Origin of the sequence: Jatrophihabitans sp. (assembly GCF_036389215.1) — a bacterium.
GTDB lineage: Bacteria > Actinomycetota > Actinomycetes > Mycobacteriales > Jatrophihabitantaceae > Jatrophihabitans_A.
Window position 1 is genome coordinate 1 of sequence record NZ_DASVQG010000307.1, and the last position, 14,953, is coordinate 14,953.

Here is a 14,953-nt window from a genome sequence, read left to right on the forward strand (position 1 = left end):
ACCCCGGCTTCGTGACCGGCACCGGCGCCGCCCAGCTGCCGCAGCTGCGGCGTTACCTGCGGGCGATGGTGCAGCGGCTCACCGACGCGCCGGGCAACCTGGACCGCGACCGGGACCGGCAGGCCCAGGTCGAGGTCGTGCTGCGGGACTTCAACCAGCTCAGTACGGAGCTGCGGGCCAAGCTGGATGCCGATCTGCCAGGCCTGTCCGAGCTGCGCTGGATGATCGAGGAGTTGCGGGTCAGCCTGTTCGCCCAGAAGCTGGGCACCGCCTATCCGGTCTCGGTGCCGCGGATCCACAGCGCGATGGACGCGCTGGAGGAGTCAGCGAACAGCCTCCACTGACCGGTCCGGCTCGATCCGGGTCGCCGGCTCCTCCGCCGAGGTCAGCGGCACCGGCTCGGATTCGACCGCCGCCGTCATGCCCGGGTAGTACCGGCCCCGGAAGAAGACCAGCGGCTCGGTGATCTCCCAGTGCACGTTCATCCGCTCGATCTCGGCGATCACGACGGTGTGGTCACCGCCCGGGGACTCGCTCCGGACGGTGCATTCGAGCCAACCGAGGGCGTCGTGCAGCAGCGGCGCGCCGTTCTCGCCCACCGACCAGGAGGCGTCGCTGAATCGGTCCACCGCCTTGGTGGCGAACTTGCGGCTCAGCCCCTCCTGCCCTGCCGACAGCACGTTGATCGCCACCTTGCCGACCTCGCGCAGCGCCGGCCAGGTGGTGGAGGACGCGGCCGGGCAGAACAGCACCAGCGGCGGATCCAGTGACAGCGAGGTGAAGGAGTTCATCGCCATGCCCACCGGACCGTTCTCGGTGTGCGCGGTGATCACGGCAACCCCGGTCGGGTAGTGGCCCAGGACATGGCGCAACAGGTCGGCGTCCGGACCCCGCAGGTCGGGTCGGAAGGTGGTCACCGGCTCCTCGTTCACGAGGCCAGACTAGCCAGCGACGGGCATGGCCGCCCATCTTCACGTGCTCTCACCGGCCGTTCCGCACGGGCGAATAGGCTTCGGCGCGGAGCCGGCAGCCCGGCGCAGCGAGGGAGATCGATGGAACTGACCGAAGCGATCCGGCGCCGGCGCAGCACGGCTCCGGTAACCGGCGCCGCGCCCACCGACGCCGAGCTCTACGAGTACCTGGCACTGGCCGCCCACAGCCCGGACCATGCCGGGCTGCGACCGTGGCGGCTGGTGAGCCTGCGCGGCAGCGACCGGGAACGGCTCGGGGCGGCGCTGGCCGACGGCTTCGGCGATCCGCCGGGCAGTCCGGAAGCAGCCCGGACGGCGGCCAAGCCGACCCGGGCCCCGCTGCTGCTCAGCATCATCGCGACCCCGGTGGAGCATCCCAAGGTGCCCGCCTGGGAGCAGCTGGCGGCCACCGCCGCGTTGATCAGCACGTTGGAGCTGGTGCTGTTCGAGGCCGGCTGGACGGCCATGTGGCGCTCCGGGCCAGCGGTGGAACTGCCCCAGGTGCGCCGGCTGATCGGGGTCGGCAGCTCCGAACAGCTGCTGGGCTGGCTCTACATCGGCGGCCGCACCGAGACCGGGCCCGAGTTCCGCCCGGACCCCGACGTCAGCGGCAAGATCTCGGCACTGCCGTGATGCCCGGCCCGCCGGGCGAACACAGCGTCGGCGTCAGGCGATAACGTCTGTAGGTGCACGCAGCAGCGACAAAGGAGTCGAGCAGATGGCCCATTACCGCAGCGTGGGGGCGGTTCCGCACAAGCGGCACACCCAGCACCGGGACCCCGAAGGCAACCTCTACTTCGAGGAGCTGATGGGTGAGGAGGGCTTCTCCTCCGATTCCTCACTGCTCTACCACCGCAACATCCCGTCCGCGATCACCGACGCCTGCGAGTGGCAGCTGCCCGACCAGCGCCGGATCGCCAACCGCCCGCTGATCCCCCGGCACCTGGTGCTGCCGGCGCTGTTCGACGACGACGCCGCGGCCGACACCGACGCGGTCACCGGCCGGCGGCTGGTGCTGGCCAATGCCGACGTCCGGATCAGCTACGTGCTGGCCGGCAAGGCCTCGCCGTTCTACCGCAATGCCGTGGGTGACGAGTGCGTGTTCGTCCAGGCCGGCACTGCCCGGGTCGAGACGGTGTTCGGGCCGGTCGAGGTCGGCCCCGGTGACTACCTGATCATCCCGCGCGCCACCACCCACCGCTGGTTGCCCACCGGCGGCCAGCCGGTGCGGCTGTACTGCATCGAGGCCAACTCGCACATCGCCCCGCCCAAGCGCTACCTGTCGCGGTTCGGCCAGCTGCTCGAGCACGCCCCGTACTGCGAGCGGGACCTGCGCGGCCCGGGCGAGCTGCTGGTCGGCGAGGGCAGCGACGTCCCGGTCTACGTCAAGCACCGCGACCCGACCGCTCCCGGTGGCATCGGCGGCACCGTGCACGTCAGCGCCCACCACCCGCTGGACGTCGTCGGCTGGGACGGCTGCCTGTACCCCTACGCGTTCAACGTGGCCGACTTCGAACCGATCACCGGGCGCGTCCACCAGCCGCCGCCGGTGCACCAGGTCTTCGAGGCCGACAACTTCGTGATCTGCAACTTCGTCCCCCGCAAGGTCGACTACCACCCGCTGTCGATCCCGGTGCCGTACTACCACTCCAACGTCGACTCCGACGAGGTGATGTTCTACGTGGCCGGGGACTACGAGGCCCGCAAGGGTTCCGGAATCGGTCCGGGCTCCATCTCGCTGCACCCGGGCGGCCACTCGCACGGCCCGCAGCCCGGTGCCTACGAGCGCAGCATCGGCGCCGAGGCCTTCGACGAGCTGGCGGTCATGGTGGACACCTTCCGGCCGCTGGAGCTCGGCGAGGGCGGTCAGGCCGCCGACGACGGACGCTACGCCTGGAGCTGGTCCGGCGGTCGCCAGTGAGCGTTCCACCCTTGTTCACCGGCCTGTTCGACGACGCCGCGCTGTTCCCGCCCGGCAACGCCGCGATGCCGGACGCGGTCAGCGGCCACGCCCGCTACCGGCAGGACTGGTACGCCGGCCTGGTCGCCAGGTTCGTCTGCCCGGCCGGCCGGCTGCCCGAACTCGACGATGCCCTCGCCGGCCTGGACGCGGAGCCGGCGGCCCTCGGCTCGCCGGAGATCTCGATGACGGTTCCGGGCGGTCCGGCGGAGCTGGCCGCCGCGCTGGCCTCGGCCGAGGGCTGCCCGCGGCTGCGGCTCGGGGCTGTGGAGCTGCCGGTCACCGCCACCGAGCTGCCGGCCGCGCTGGAGCACCTCGGCCCGGCCGCCCGGCGCGGGCTGACGGTGTTCGCCGAGATCCCGGTTGCCGAGGTGTCCCTCGAGCTGGCGGCGGCGCTGCACGAGGCCGGCCTCGGGCTGAAGCTGCGCACCGGCGGCACCACGCCCGCCGCCTTTCCCGGTGCCGGGCCACTGGCCGCGGCCATCGAGGCGGCGGTCGCGGCCGGCGTCCGGTTCAAGTGCACCGCGGGACTGCACAACGCGGTGGCCCATGACGATCCGGCGACCGGCTTCTCCCACCACGGTTTTCTCAACGTCCTGCTCGCGGTGCACTCGACCCAGGCCGGTGGCACGCCACCGGCCGAGCTGCTCGCCGACCGGGACGGCGCCGCACTGGCCGAGCAGGCCCGCACCCTCTCCCCCACCGAGGTCGCCGCCGTCCGGGCCCGGTTCCTCTCGATCGGCAGCTGCAGCATCGAAGAACCCCTGAGCGACCTGATCGAGCTGAAACTGGTGAGCGCCGCATGACCGCAACCTGGCTGGACCTGCCGGCCGACGACCCGTTCGGAATCGCCACGCTGCCCTACGGCGTCGTGCTGACCGGCGGCCAGCCGCAACCGGCCGTCCGGATCGGTGGCTTCGCGCTGCTGCTGCGCCCGGCCACCGCGGCGCTGCTGCCCGAGCATGCCCAGCTGTTCGCCGGGTCCAACCTCGATGCGTTCCTGGCCGCCGGGCCGTCCAGCTGGCTGGATGTGCGGACCGCGATCACCGGCTGGCTGGCCGACGGGGCGCACCGCGAGCAGCTGGAACCGCTGCTGGTGCCGCTGGCCGGGCTGCCCACCGTGCTGCCGTTCACGGTGGCCGACTACGTCGACTTCTACGCCTCGGAGAACCACGCCCTGAACGCCAGCCGGGTCTTTCGCCCGGACAGCAGCTCGCTGCTCCCGAACTGGAAGCACCTGCCGGTCGGCTACCACGGCCGGGCCGGCACGGTGGTGGTCTCCGGCACCGACGTCCGCCGCCCGCAGGGCCAGCGCCAGGCGGGGGACGGGGTGGAGTTCGGCCCGTCCCAGCGGCTGGACATGGAGGCCGAGGTCGGCTTCGTGGTCGGTGCCGGCTCCTCGCACGGCCAGCCGGTCCCTATCGGGGACTTCGCGCGGCATGTCTTCGGCGTGGTCCTGCTCAACGACTGGTCCGCCCGTGACATCCAGGCCTGGGAGTACGTGCCGCTGGGGCCGTTCCTGGGCAAGTCGTTCGCCACCTCGATCTCGGCCTGGATCACCCCGCTGGCCGCCCTGGAAGCGGCCCGGGTGCCAGCCGTGCCCCGCGATCCGGCGCCGCTGCCCTACCTGGACGACACCGGGGACTCGTGGAACCTGGACCTGAGCATCGAGGTGCGGCTCAACGGCGAGCTGATCGCGCGGCCGCCGTTCGCCACCATGTACTGGACCGGCGCGCAGATGATGGCGCACCTGACCGTCAACGGGGCCTCGCTGCGGCCCGGCGACCTGTACGGCTCGGGCACCGTCAGCGGCCCGGAGCCCGACCAGCTGGGCAGCCTGCTGGAACTCAGCTGGGGCGGCAGCCGGCCGTTTCCGCTGTCCGACGGCTCGCAGCACGGCTACCTCGCCGACGGCGACGAGGTGGTGATGACCGCCAGCGCGCCCGGCCCGGACGGCGCCCGGATCGGCATCGCCGAGGTCCGCGGCCGGATCACCGCCGCACTGGACGGCTCGGCACCGGACGGCTCGGCACCGGACGGCTCGGCACCGGATGGCTCGGACTAGTCCGATCCAGTGAACCGCTGGAGTTCCGCGATGCTCTGGAGGCAGCATGGCCGCACCCGTCGTTGGCCCGCGCGATGATCAGCCCGTGCTGGCGCGCGATCGGCTGCGCCGGCTGATCGAGCGCGAGCGGGAGCACTACGTCGCCGGCCACCCGGCGTCGCTGGCCCTGTTCCGGCAGGCCGGTCACCTGATCGGGCGGGTGCCGATGACCTGGATGAGCAAGTGGTCAGGCGGCTTTCCGCTCTACCTCGACACCGCCTCCGGAGCGACGGTGACCGACGTCGACGGCCACCGCTATGCCGACTTCGCCCTCGGTGACACCGGGGCGATGGCCGGGCACTCAGCGCCCGCCGTGATGGCGGCGATCAGCCGCCGGACCGTCGGCCGAGGTGGCATCACCACCATGCTGCCCACCGAGGACGCCGAATGGGTCGCCGCCGAGCTGGCCCGGCGGTTCGGCCTGCCGCTCTGGTCGTTCTCGCTGTCGGCCACCGATGCCAATCGCTGGGCGATCAGGCTGGCCCGGCTCGCCACCGGGCGGCCCAGGATCCTGGTCTTCTCCTACTGCTATCACGGCAGCGTCGATGAGACCTTCGTGATCCTCGACGGCACCGGCAGCGCCCGGTCGCGGCCGGGGAACGTCGGCCCCTCGGTCGACCCGGCCAGCACCACCCGGGTGGCTCATTTCAACGACCTGGAGTCGGTGCGGGCCGAGCTCGAACACGGCGACGTCGCGGTGATCGTCACCGAACCCGCGCTGACCAACATCGGCATCGTGCTGCCCGAGCCGGGCTTCCTGGACGGGTTGCGCCGGCTGGCCACCGAGCACGGCGCGCTGCTGCTGATCGACGAGACGCACACCCTGTCGGCCGGTCCGGGCGGCATGACGGCGACCGAGCGGCTGCAGCCTGACATCGTGGTGGTCGGCAAGTCGATCGGCGGCGGCATTGCCTGCGGTGCGTACGGGATCACCGAGCAGGTTGGCGCCCGCGTCGAGGAGCACACCCGTACCGGTGCCGCCGACATCGTGGACGTGGGCGGCGTCGGCGGCACGCTGGCGGGCAATGCCCTGTCGACCGCCGCGATGCGGGCCACCCTGTCCGAGGTGCTCACCGAGCAGGCGTTCACGTCGATGACCGAGCTGGCGGTCCGCTACACCTCGGGGGTCCAGGCGACCATCGACCAGCATGGGCTGCCGTGGTCGGTCAGCCGGCTCGGCGCCCGGGCGGAGTACCGGTTCAGCTCGCCCGCCCCTCGCACCGGCAACGAGTCGGCAGCAGCGGCTGACCCCGACCTGGACGAGTACCTGCATCTGTACCTGGCCAACCGCGGGGTGCTGCTCACGCCGTTCCACAACATGGCGCTGATGTGCCCGGCGACCGAGGCCGCCGACGTGGATCTGCACACCGGCCTGTTCGCCGACGCCGTCGCGGACCTGCTCGGCCGCTGAGGCCGGTGGTCGCGCCTGAGCCGGAGCGGTCTGCGAGGATCGGGTCATGGTTCTTGAGATCGCAGAGTTCGATGTCCAGCCCGGCGCCTAATCCGCTTTCGAGGCGGGCTATCACAGCGCCGTAGGCGCGGTGCGCGAGTCGGCCGGCCTGCTAGCCCGCGGATGACCCAGGGAGTCCAGACCCCCACTCGGTTCGTGCTGCTGGTGGAGTGGGAATCGCTGCAGGCGCATCACAGAGACGCCGCGGTGGCGTAGATCACGCCACCGCGGCCCCCCGTCTCCTACGTGGTGATATTGATCGTCGTGTTCTCCGACGTGCTGCCACAGCTTCCGTTGCAGCCGTAGATGCTCGCGGTGACAACTGCGGTCCCGCGCATGAACGGCGTGCCGCTCTGTGAGGGAACCCTTATCAGCACCCGTTGCTGGATTCCGGTTTGCTGGACTCCGGCGCACGCCACCGGGCTGTAGGCGTACCCGCGCGCGATCCGGCTGCCAACCCGCTCTGCCACCTCGATGGTCAGCTGGACCTCCTCGGGGTTGCAGGTGATGTCGATGGGTACATCGATGGCAGCGCCCCGGGCGACCAGGGTGGCAGAGGACTGCACGGCGATATCGAGGTACATGCCGTCGTAGTCGTAGTCGTACGCCAGCGCCGGCGAGGCGGGGCTGAGCAGCGCGAGCGCGGTCCCTGCGGCCAGCACGCCACCGAGCACAGCTGCCTTCGTGCGGTTGTTCTTCAATTCGTGCTCCTTCTGGCGAGGTCTCCCCCGTCGGTTTGGCCGGTGCAGCCGCACCTGATCCGGCAGCGCCCGGGTAGGGCGAACGCCAGCTGTGCAGGCCGGGGGTAGAGCAGATCGGGCCAGTCCCACCCTGCCCGCTGAGCACATCCAGCCCGGTTTGCATTGCTACTAACTAAGACGCCTGGTGGGCGGCTGGGTTGGCAGTCGCCGATGTCTTTCCGGTAACGATTCGCCGCCGCCGGCCCACCAGCTCAGGGCCGGCCGGGACGCGCAGCAGCGCCGCACCCGGCGCAGCCGCCGCACGGAAGCACTTCATCAACGTCGACTGATCCACGTCCCGGTCGCGGGAATGTCAGCTGCCTGATCAGACATCACCAAGAGAGACACCGTCTCTTACTTGGTGATCTCGATCGTCGTGTCGTCCATCTCTTGACCACAGATGGTCCCGACGCAGCCGTAGATGTTCGCGGTCGCGACTGCGGTTCCCCGTGCAAACGGCGTTCCGCTGCCTGGGATGACCCTGACCACTACTCGTTGCAGGCTTCCGGTGCACGTCAGGTGGATGTAGCCGCTCCCGCTGACGATCCGGCTGCCGACCCGCTCCTTCAGCGAGGTGTCCAGGTAGACGGAGTGCCCGGAGGTGCAGGCGACGTCGCTGGTCACATCGACGGCAGCGCCCCGGGCGACCAGGGTGGCAGGAGACTGCACGGCGATGGCGAGGTACAGGCCGTCGGAATCGTAGGCCCATGCCGGCGAGGCCGGGCTGAGCAGCGCGAGCGCGGCTCCTGCGGCCAACGTGCCACCGAGCACAGCTGCCTTCGTGCGGTTGTTCTTCAATTCGTGCTCCTTCTGGCGAGGTCTCCCCCGTCGGTTGGCCGGTGCAGCCGCACCTGATCCGGCAGCGCCCGGGTAGGGCGAACGCCAGCAATGCAAGCCAGGGTTGAGCGGATCGTGCCGGTCGCACATACTCCCCGAGCACATCCAGCCCGCGTTTTGCATTGCTAGTAAGTAAGACGCCTGGTGAGCGGCTCGGTTGGAAGTCGCCGGTTTCTTTCGGGTAACGATGCGCCGACGTTGCACCAGGTCAGTGCCCGGCCGGGGTGGCGCAGCAGAGCACCATCATCAACAGAGACACCGCGGTGGCATAGATCACGCCACCGCGGCCCCCCGTCTCCTACTTGGTGATCTCGATCGTCGCGTCGTCCATCCCTCCCGCTCGTTCAGCAGGGTGTCCAGCTCGGGCACTCAGCTCAGCCCGGCCCGCCGCGGCCGGTCTCAGCGGCTTCGTCGACCCGAGCGATTGGCATGCCGCCGGCTAGGTCTGTAAGGATTGATGCATGGTCCTCGAAGTGGCGCAGTTCGACATCCGGCCCGGTGCCGAGGATGCCTTCGCGGCCGGCTATCGCGGTGTGGTGGCCGTGCTGCTCGAGTCGACCGGCCTGCTCAGCATCCGGATGACGCGGGGAGTCGAGACCCCGACCCGCTTCGTGCTGCTGGTGGAATGGGAATCGGTGCAGGCCCACCAAGCTTTCCGCGACTCCGACCGGTTCGCCATCTGGCGTGGCGGCATTGGCCAGTACTTCGCCCAACCGCCGCACGTGGAGCATGTCACCGACCTTGACTGATGTGCCGCTGCCGACCAGCGATCGACCTGGCGGCTATCTGATCAGACACTCCTGAAGAGGCTCGCGGTGGGGCGTGAGCATGCCACACCAGACACCGCGGAGACGTGGGTCACGCCCCCGCGGCCCCCCGTCTGCTACTTGGTGATCTTGATCGTCACACTGCTGCGTTCGCCGCCGCAGATGGTCGCGTTGCACCCTCCGATGTTCGCGTTGGCGAGCGCCGTCCCCCTCGTGAACGCCTTGTCCCCACTCGCCACGACCCTGACCAGCACTCGTTGCGGGCTTCCGGTGCAGGCCACCTCGACATAGCCGTACCCGCTGGCGAGCCGGCTGCCGACCCGCTCGGTCAGCTGGACATCCACGTAGGCGGACGTGGCGTTGCAGTTGACCTCGACGGGCACGTCGACGGCGGCCCCCCGGGCGACCAGGGTGGCGGGTGACTGCACGGTGAGGGCGAGGTGCAGGCCGCCGGAGTCGAACGCCATCGCCGGTGAGCTGGGGCTGAGCAGCGCGAGCGTGACTCCGCCGGCCAGTGTGCCGCCGATCACGGCTGCCTTCGTCCTGTTGGTGTTCATGGGTGCTCCTTTCGCGAGGTCTCCCTCGTCGGTTGGGCGGTACGGCCTACCGGTGCATCCGGTGGGCCGGAGGCGGCCAATACCGCTGCACGAGCTGCACGGCCGGGAATGTCTCGGCACGCCCAGAGCTAGGGCCGATGCCTGCAATGCAGAGCCGGGGCTGACCGGTATCCGCGCCGGGCCAGGCACGCTCGCCTAGGCACCGTCGGCCGGATTGATACATTGCCTGTAGGTAGGTAATGATGCGCAGATCCAATGCGTCTCGACGGTGTCTATCTCATAACGAAATCTGGCCACCGCCGGCGGCTCGTGCTATCTATGGCCGCTGCTCAGCTCCGGCGGGGTGCCGCAGCAGGACCTCGACCCGGTTGCCCGCCGGATCGCTGAGCTGGGTTCCGTAGTAGTGCAACTGGTTGGACTCCCAGTCCCGCGGCGCCTGCACGACCGGGATCCCGGCGTCGCGGGCGGTGGCATGCACCGCCTGGATCAGTGCCGGCTCGGTGACCGCCAGGGCCAGGTGAGCGCCGGTGGTGCCGGCCCGGCCGGCCACCAGCCACAGCAGCAACCGGCCGGCGGCGTCGCTGTAGCCCACCGCGGCAACGGTGCCGGTGTCGTCCTCGTCCCCCTCGGGGTCCTCGTACTCGACCCCCGGCACCACGCCCAGGCAGCCCAGCAGGGCGTCATATACTGCCCGACTGGCCTCGAAGTCCTCGGCAACGATCGTGACGTGATCCAGAGTCGCGCTCACCGGCATGACCTCATCTCTACCGGATCGAGACACCCAAGTGCAGATACACCCCGAAGTCGCGTCCGCGCTCGGCGCCGGCCGCCCGGTCGTGGCGCTGGAAAGCACCATCATCAGCCACGGGCTGCCGCGGCCGGACAATCTTGACATTGCTCGCGAGATCGAACAGGCGGTCCGGGACGCCGGCGCGGTGCCCGCGACCATCGCCGTCGTCGCCGGCACGCCCAGCGTCGGCCTGGACGACGAGGCCTTGCGGGTGATCGCCGGCTCGGACGACGTGGTCAAGGTCAGCGTTCGAGACCTGGCCACCATCGCCGCCCGCAAGGGCCACGGCGCCACCACGGTGGCCTCGACCGCGCACCTGGCCGCGCTGGCCGGCATCGCGGTGTTCGCCACCGGCGGCCTCGGCGGGGTGCACCGGCAGGCCCGCGATTCCTGGGACGAGTCCGCCGACCTGGGCACCCTGTCCCGGACGCCGATCACAGTGGTCTGCGCCGGGGTGAAGTCGATCCTCGACGTGGCCGCCACCCTGGAGCGGCTGGAGACGCTGAACGTCGGCGTGCTCGGTTACCGGACCGACGCCTTTCCAGGCTTCTACCTCGCCGATTCCGGGCACCGGCTGGACTGGCGCGTCGACTCGGCCGCCGAGGTCGCCGAGGTGATGCTGGCCCGGACGGAGCTGGGAACCGATCGGTACGGGTTGATCGTGGCCAACCCGATCCCGGCCGCCGACGAGCTTGACCGGGAACTGCACGACCGCACCCTGACCGCCGGGCTGACGGCGCTCAGCCGGGGTGGGGTCACCGGCAAGCAGGTGACGCCGTTCCTGCTGGAGTTCTTCCACCGCGAGACGCGGGGCGCCTCGCTGGCGGCCAACGTCCGGCTGGTCCTGAACAACGCCCGGGTGGCGGCTGAGATCGCGGCGGCCTACTCGGCCCGCGTCGCCGGCCGCACTGCCGGGTGATCCGGCCGATCGCACCGGGCGGACGGGTCGTCTGCCTCGGCGACATCATGCTCGACATCTCCGCCCTGCTGCCCGGTCCGCTGGTGCACGGCTCGGACACCCCGGCGCCGATCCGCTTCTCCCACGGTGGTTCGGCGGCCAACACCGCGGCGTGGCTGGCGAGCCTCGGCGTGCCCTGCGTGTTCGCCGGCCGGGTCGGTGCCGACTCCTTCGGCCGTGATGCCGTTGCCGCACTGCGCTCGCACGGGGTGATCCCGCGGGTGTCGACCGACCCGGACGCCCCGACCGGGGTGTGCCTGGTGCTGGTCGGACCGGACGGCGAGCGCACCATGGTGCCGTCGGCGGGCGCGAACGCCACCCTCGACCCGGCCGACCTGGGCCCGGACCTGCTGACCGCCGCGGATCACCTGCACCTGTCCGGATACGCGCTGCTGACCGAGGGCTCGCGGGAGGCGGCGCTGGTCGCGTTGCGGTCGGCCGGCGAGGCCGGTGCCTCGGTCTCGGTGGACGCGGCTTCCGCCGGGCCGATCCGGGTGGTCGGGCCCGAGCGGTTCCTGGGCTGGCTGCCGCCCGGCACTCTGCTGCTGGCCAACGCCGACGAGCTGGCCGCCCTGACCGGCACCGGCGACCAGGACGCCGGCCTCGCGGCCGTGGTGGCTCGGGGCGTCGACGTGGTGCTCAAGCGCGGCGGCCTCGGCAGCGTGCTGGCCACCGCGGCGGGGCTCTGGCGCTCGGCCGCCGAACCGGTCGAGGTGCTGGACTCCACCGGTGCCGGCGATGCCTTCGCCGCCGGGTTGCTCGCCGCGCTGCGAGGTGGCGCGGACCCTATTCGGGCGCTGGCTGAGGGAAACCGGTGGGGTGCCGTGGCGGTGGGTCGGCTGGGCGGGCGGCCCTGAGCAAGCTAGCTGAGGGTCAGGTCCCGGGCGGTGGCCGCGATCCGCACCCCGTCCTCGGCGGCGACCAGCCGCTCGATCCGGAGATGGAAGGGCAACCCGCGCAGCGACAGCTTGTCGGCGAAGATCGAGCTGAACTGGTCGGTGAGCTGCTGCGGCACCGAGATGCCGGCCTGCGGCACGCCGACCCGGATCGAGGAGAAGGTCAGCTGGTCACCGCCGGCCACCCCGACCTCGGCGCTGGCGGTTCCGGTGATCGTCCGGCCCAGCACCTCGACGGAACTGCTGGCCTGCACCCGGCCCCCGCCGGCGTAGCCGACAGTGACGCCGAGCGCCCGGGACAGTTCCTGGTACGTCAGTACCGCCGTGCCGTCGGCGGTCTGGGCGGTGGCGCCGGAGAAGTTCTGGATGGTCCGCACGTCATGCAGCCGGGCGTTCAGATCGGCGAGCCGGACCCGCCGGTCACTGGTACCGACGGCAAGGTCCTGCGCCACCAGCTTCACCGTCGGATAGTGATTGGCCAGCACCTGGGTGAGGAACGGGAAGCCTTCGATGTCGACCGACGGCCGCCGGTTCAGGTCCTGGGAGGACTGCACCCGGGAGGCGATCTGCCGTTCGGCCACCAGCAGGCCGATCCGGTCTGCCGCGACGGCCAGCACCGCGAGGACGATGACGGCGATCAGCAACCCACGCAGGGGCGATCGCTGCCTCCGGGGGGTCACCGCAGACAAAATTCGTTGCCTTCCGGGGCGGTGCGGACGACGCTCACCGGACGCCTGCGGCGTCCATGCCGCGCAACTCCTTCTTCAACTCGCCGATCTCGTCCCGGAGCCGGGCGGCCACCTCGAACTGGAGCTCGCGGGCCGCGCCCATCATCTGCTCGTTGAGCTGCTGGATGAGGTCGGCCAGCTCGGCACGAGGCAGGGTGGCCACGTCGAGCTTGCCGTCGGCGTGCGCGCCCACTCCGACGACGCCCACCGAGGCAACGCCACGGCCGCCCCGGCCCGGCGTCGGCGACTTGCCGCGGGACTGCGACCGGCCCGATCCGCCGGCTGCCAGCAGCTCCTCGGTGTCTTCGGCCTCGCGGGCCAGCATGTCGGTGATGTCGGCGATCCGCTTGCGCAGCGGCTGCGGGTCCAGGCCGCGCTCGGTGTTGTAGGCGATCTGGATGGCCCGGCGGCGGTTGGTCTCCTCGATCGCCTGCGCCATCGAGCGGGTGATCTTGTCGGCGTACATGTGGACCTGCCCGGAGACGTTGCGCGCCGCCCGGCCGATGGTCTGGATGAGCGAGGTGCCCGAGCGCAGGAAGCCCTCCTTGTCGGCGTCGAGGATCGACACCAGCGACACCTCCGGAAGGTCCAGCCCCTCCCGCAGCAGGTTGATGCCGACCAGCACGTCGTACTCGCCCGAGCGCAGCTCGCGCAGCAGTTCGATCCGGCGCAGGGTGTCGACCTCGGAGTGCAGGTAGCGCACCCGGACGCCGAGTTCGAGCAGGTAGTCGGTCAGGTCCTCGGCCATCTTCTTGGTGAGCGTGGTGACCAGCACCCGCTCGTTCTTCTCGGCCCGGATCCGGATCTCGTGCAGCAGGTCATCGATCTGGCCCTTGGTGGGTTTGACCACCACCTCAGGGTCGACCAGGCCGGTCGGCCGGATCACCTGCTCCACGAACTCGCCACCGGTCTTGGTGAGCTCGTAGCTGCCCGGGGTCGCCGACAGGTAGACGGTCTGGCCGATCCGCTCGACGAACTCCTCGAACTTCAGAGGCCGGTTGTCCATCGCGCTGGGCAGCCGGAAGCCGTGGTCGACCAGGGTGCGCTTGCGTGACATGTCGCCCTCGTACATGCCGCCGGTCTGCGGCACGGTGACATGGGACTCGTCGACCACCAGCAGGAAATCCTCGGGGAAGTAGTCCAGCAGGCAGTTCGGCGCGCTGCCCGGCTGGCGGCCGTCGATGTGCAGCGAGTAGTTCTCGATGCCGGAGCAGAAGCCGACCTGGCGCATCATCTCGATGTCGTAGCTGGTGCGCATCTTCAACCGCTGGGCCTCCAGCAGCTTGTTCTGGTTGTTCAGCTGCTCCAGCCGCTCCTCCAGCTCCTTCTCGATGCCCCTGATCGCGCGTTCCATCTTGTCGGGGCCGGCGGCGTAGTGGGTCGCGGGGAAGATGAAGACCTCGTCGACCTCGCGCATCACCTCGCCGGTGAGCGGGTGCAGGTAGTAGAGCCGTTCGATCTCGTCGCCGAACATCTCGACCCGGACGGCCAGCTCCTCATAGACCGGGAACACCTCGACGGTGTCGCCGCGGACCCGGAAGGTGCCGCGGGTGAAGGCCAGGTCGTTGCGGGCGTAGAGCACCCCGACCAGGCCGCGCAGGATCTTCTCGCGCTCGATCTGTTGGCCCACCCGCAGCCGGACCGCCCGGTCGACGTACTCCTGCGGGGTACCCAGGCCGTAGATGCAGGAGACGGTGGCGACCACCACCACGTCGCGGCGGGTCAGCAGCGACATGGTCGCCGAGTGCCGCAGCCGCTCCACCTCGGAGTTGATCGCCGAGTCCTTCTCGATGTAGGTGTCGGTCTGCGGGACGTAGGCCTCGGGCTGGTAGTAGTCGTAGTAGCTCACGAAGTACTCGACCGCGTTGTTGGGCAGCATCTCCCGCAGCTCGTGGGCCAGCTGGGCGGCCAGCGTCTTGTTCGGCGCCATCACCAGGGTCGGCCGCTGCAGCCGCTCGATCAGCCATGCGGTGGTCGCCGACTTGCCGGTGCCGGTGGCCCCGAGCAGCACCACGTCCCGCTCGCCGGCCCGCAGCCGCTTCTCCAGTTCCGCGATCGCGGTGGGCTGGTCACCCGAAGGCTGGAACTCACTGATGACCTCGAACTTGCCGCTCGAGGGGATGATGTCACTGTCGACCCGCATGCCCTCAAGGATACGAGCAGCCCCTGACAACCAGCAGGCCCTGACAGCCGGG

Annotated in this window: 16 protein-coding genes; 9 read left to right on the forward strand and 7 right to left on the reverse strand. The window is 70.5% G+C overall.

Annotation, left to right across the window (positions count from 1 at the left end):
- The coding region (locus VF542_RS17445) for a DUF3418 domain-containing protein (protein ID WP_408652968.1) at positions 1 to 344 on the forward strand (344 nt) is incomplete at its 5' end.
- Here the strand turns inward: VF542_RS17445 and VF542_RS17450 are convergent.
- The gene (locus VF542_RS17450; RefSeq protein WP_408652969.1) at positions 324 to 932 is read right to left on the reverse strand and encodes a flavin reductase family protein; all 609 of its coding nucleotides are present in this window, start codon (positions 930 to 932) and stop codon (positions 324 to 326) included. The two genes, VF542_RS17445 and VF542_RS17450, sit on opposite strands and share 21 nt — an antisense overlap.
- Positions 933 to 1,052: 120 nt before the next feature.
- Here VF542_RS17450 and VF542_RS17455 point away from each other — a divergent pair, with 120 nt between their 5' ends.
- From VF542_RS17455 to VF542_RS17475, 5 genes are all read left to right on the forward strand, one after another.
- Positions 1,053 to 1,604, forward strand: a complete 552-nt coding sequence (locus VF542_RS17455; RefSeq protein ID WP_408652970.1) for a nitroreductase family protein — start codon at positions 1,053 to 1,055, stop codon at positions 1,602 to 1,604.
- 85 nt (positions 1,605 to 1,689) lie between these two features.
- Positions 1,690 to 2,892 carry a homogentisate 1,2-dioxygenase gene (locus tag VF542_RS17460; RefSeq protein WP_408652971.1) on the forward strand — a complete coding sequence of 401 codons (1,203 nt, stop codon included), beginning with the start codon at positions 1,690 to 1,692 and terminating at the stop codon, positions 2,890 to 2,892.
- The gene (locus VF542_RS17465) at positions 2,889 to 3,737 is read left to right on the forward strand and encodes a hypothetical protein (RefSeq protein ID WP_408652972.1); all 849 of its coding nucleotides are present in this window, start codon (positions 2,889 to 2,891) and stop codon (positions 3,735 to 3,737) included. Before VF542_RS17460 ends, VF542_RS17465 begins: the two co-directional genes overlap by 4 nt.
- Positions 3,734 to 4,996, forward strand: coding sequence for a fumarylacetoacetase (gene fahA, locus VF542_RS17470; RefSeq protein WP_408652973.1), 1,263 nt, complete (start codon positions 3,734 to 3,736; stop codon positions 4,994 to 4,996). The genes VF542_RS17465 and fahA overlap by 4 nt, the downstream gene beginning before the upstream one ends.
- Before the next feature lie 46 nt (positions 4,997 to 5,042).
- Entirely contained in the window at positions 5,043 to 6,446 is a 1,404-nt protein-coding gene (locus VF542_RS17475) for a transaminase (RefSeq protein ID WP_408652974.1), read from the forward strand.
- Between the two features lie 281 nt (positions 6,447 to 6,727).
- Here the strand turns inward: VF542_RS17475 and VF542_RS17480 are convergent, their stop codons facing one another.
- Complete coding sequence (locus tag VF542_RS17480) at positions 6,728 to 7,186, reverse strand: hypothetical protein (RefSeq protein ID WP_408652975.1); 459 nt, start codon at positions 7,184 to 7,186, stop codon at positions 6,728 to 6,730.
- A 393-nt stretch (positions 7,187 to 7,579) separates the two neighbouring features.
- The gene (locus VF542_RS17485) at positions 7,580 to 8,023 is read right to left on the reverse strand and encodes a hypothetical protein (RefSeq protein ID WP_408652976.1); all 444 of its coding nucleotides are present in this window, start codon (positions 8,021 to 8,023) and stop codon (positions 7,580 to 7,582) included.
- Positions 8,024 to 8,523: 500 nt separating this feature from the next.
- Here VF542_RS17485 and VF542_RS17490 point away from each other — a divergent pair, with 500 nt between their 5' ends.
- A complete protein-coding gene (locus VF542_RS17490; protein ID WP_408652977.1) occupies positions 8,524 to 8,811 on the forward strand; it encodes an antibiotic biosynthesis monooxygenase family protein in 288 nt (95 codons plus the stop codon).
- Between the two features lie 134 nt (positions 8,812 to 8,945).
- Here VF542_RS17490 and VF542_RS17495 read toward each other — a convergent pair whose 3' ends face one another.
- Together VF542_RS17495 and VF542_RS17500 are read right to left on the reverse strand one after the other, a co-directional pair.
- The gene (locus VF542_RS17495) at positions 8,946 to 9,386 is read right to left on the reverse strand and encodes a hypothetical protein (protein WP_408652978.1); all 441 of its coding nucleotides are present in this window, start codon (positions 9,384 to 9,386) and stop codon (positions 8,946 to 8,948) included.
- Between the two features lie 316 nt (positions 9,387 to 9,702).
- Entirely contained in the window at positions 9,703 to 10,134 is a 432-nt protein-coding gene (locus VF542_RS17500; protein WP_408652979.1) for a VOC family protein, read from the reverse strand.
- A 4-nt stretch (positions 10,135 to 10,138) separates the two neighbouring features.
- On the opposite strand from VF542_RS17500, the gene VF542_RS17505 reads away from it, so the two are divergent.
- Positions 10,139 to 11,095, forward strand: coding sequence for a pseudouridine-5'-phosphate glycosidase (locus tag VF542_RS17505; RefSeq protein ID WP_408652980.1), 957 nt, complete (start codon positions 10,139 to 10,141; stop codon positions 11,093 to 11,095).
- A complete protein-coding gene (locus tag VF542_RS17510) occupies positions 11,092 to 11,991 on the forward strand; it encodes a carbohydrate kinase family protein (RefSeq protein ID WP_408652981.1) in 900 nt (299 codons plus the stop codon). The genes VF542_RS17505 and VF542_RS17510 overlap by 4 nt, the downstream gene beginning before the upstream one ends.
- Positions 11,992 to 11,996: 5 nt before the next feature.
- Here VF542_RS17510 and VF542_RS17515 read toward each other — a convergent pair whose 3' ends face one another.
- Both VF542_RS17515 and uvrB read right to left on the reverse strand, forming a co-directional pair.
- Positions 11,997 to 12,710, reverse strand: a complete 714-nt coding sequence (locus tag VF542_RS17515) for a DUF2993 domain-containing protein (RefSeq protein ID WP_408652982.1) — start codon at positions 12,708 to 12,710, stop codon at positions 11,997 to 11,999.
- Positions 12,711 to 12,753: 43 nt separating this feature from the next.
- Entirely contained in the window at positions 12,754 to 14,901 is a 2,148-nt protein-coding gene (gene uvrB / locus VF542_RS17520; RefSeq protein ID WP_408652983.1) for an excinuclease ABC subunit UvrB, read from the reverse strand.
- Positions 14,902 to 14,953: the final 52 nt, after the last annotated feature.

Coding starts and splice junctions, on each gene's coding strand:
- VF542_RS17490 (WP_408652977.1), top strand. CDS start 8,524: ATGGTCCTCGAAGTGGCGCAGTTCGACATCCGGCCCGGTGCCGAGGAT.
- VF542_RS17475 (WP_408652974.1), top strand. CDS start 5,043: ATGGCCGCACCCGTCGTTGGCCCGCGCGATGATCAGCCCGTGCTGGCG.
- VF542_RS17505 (WP_408652980.1), top strand. CDS start 10,139: ATGACCTCATCTCTACCGGATCGAGACACCCAAGTGCAGATACACCCC.
- VF542_RS17455 (WP_408652970.1), top strand. CDS start 1,053: ATGGAACTGACCGAAGCGATCCGGCGCCGGCGCAGCACGGCTCCGGTA.
- VF542_RS17460 (WP_408652971.1), top strand. CDS start 1,690: ATGGCCCATTACCGCAGCGTGGGGGCGGTTCCGCACAAGCGGCACACC.
- VF542_RS17495 (WP_408652978.1), bottom strand. CDS start 9,386: ATGAACACCAACAGGACGAAGGCAGCCGTGATCGGCGGCACACTGGCC.
- uvrB (WP_408652983.1), bottom strand. CDS start 14,901: ATGCGGGTCGACAGTGACATCATCCCCTCGAGCGGCAAGTTCGAGGTC.
- fahA (WP_408652973.1), top strand. CDS start 3,734: ATGACCGCAACCTGGCTGGACCTGCCGGCCGACGACCCGTTCGGAATC.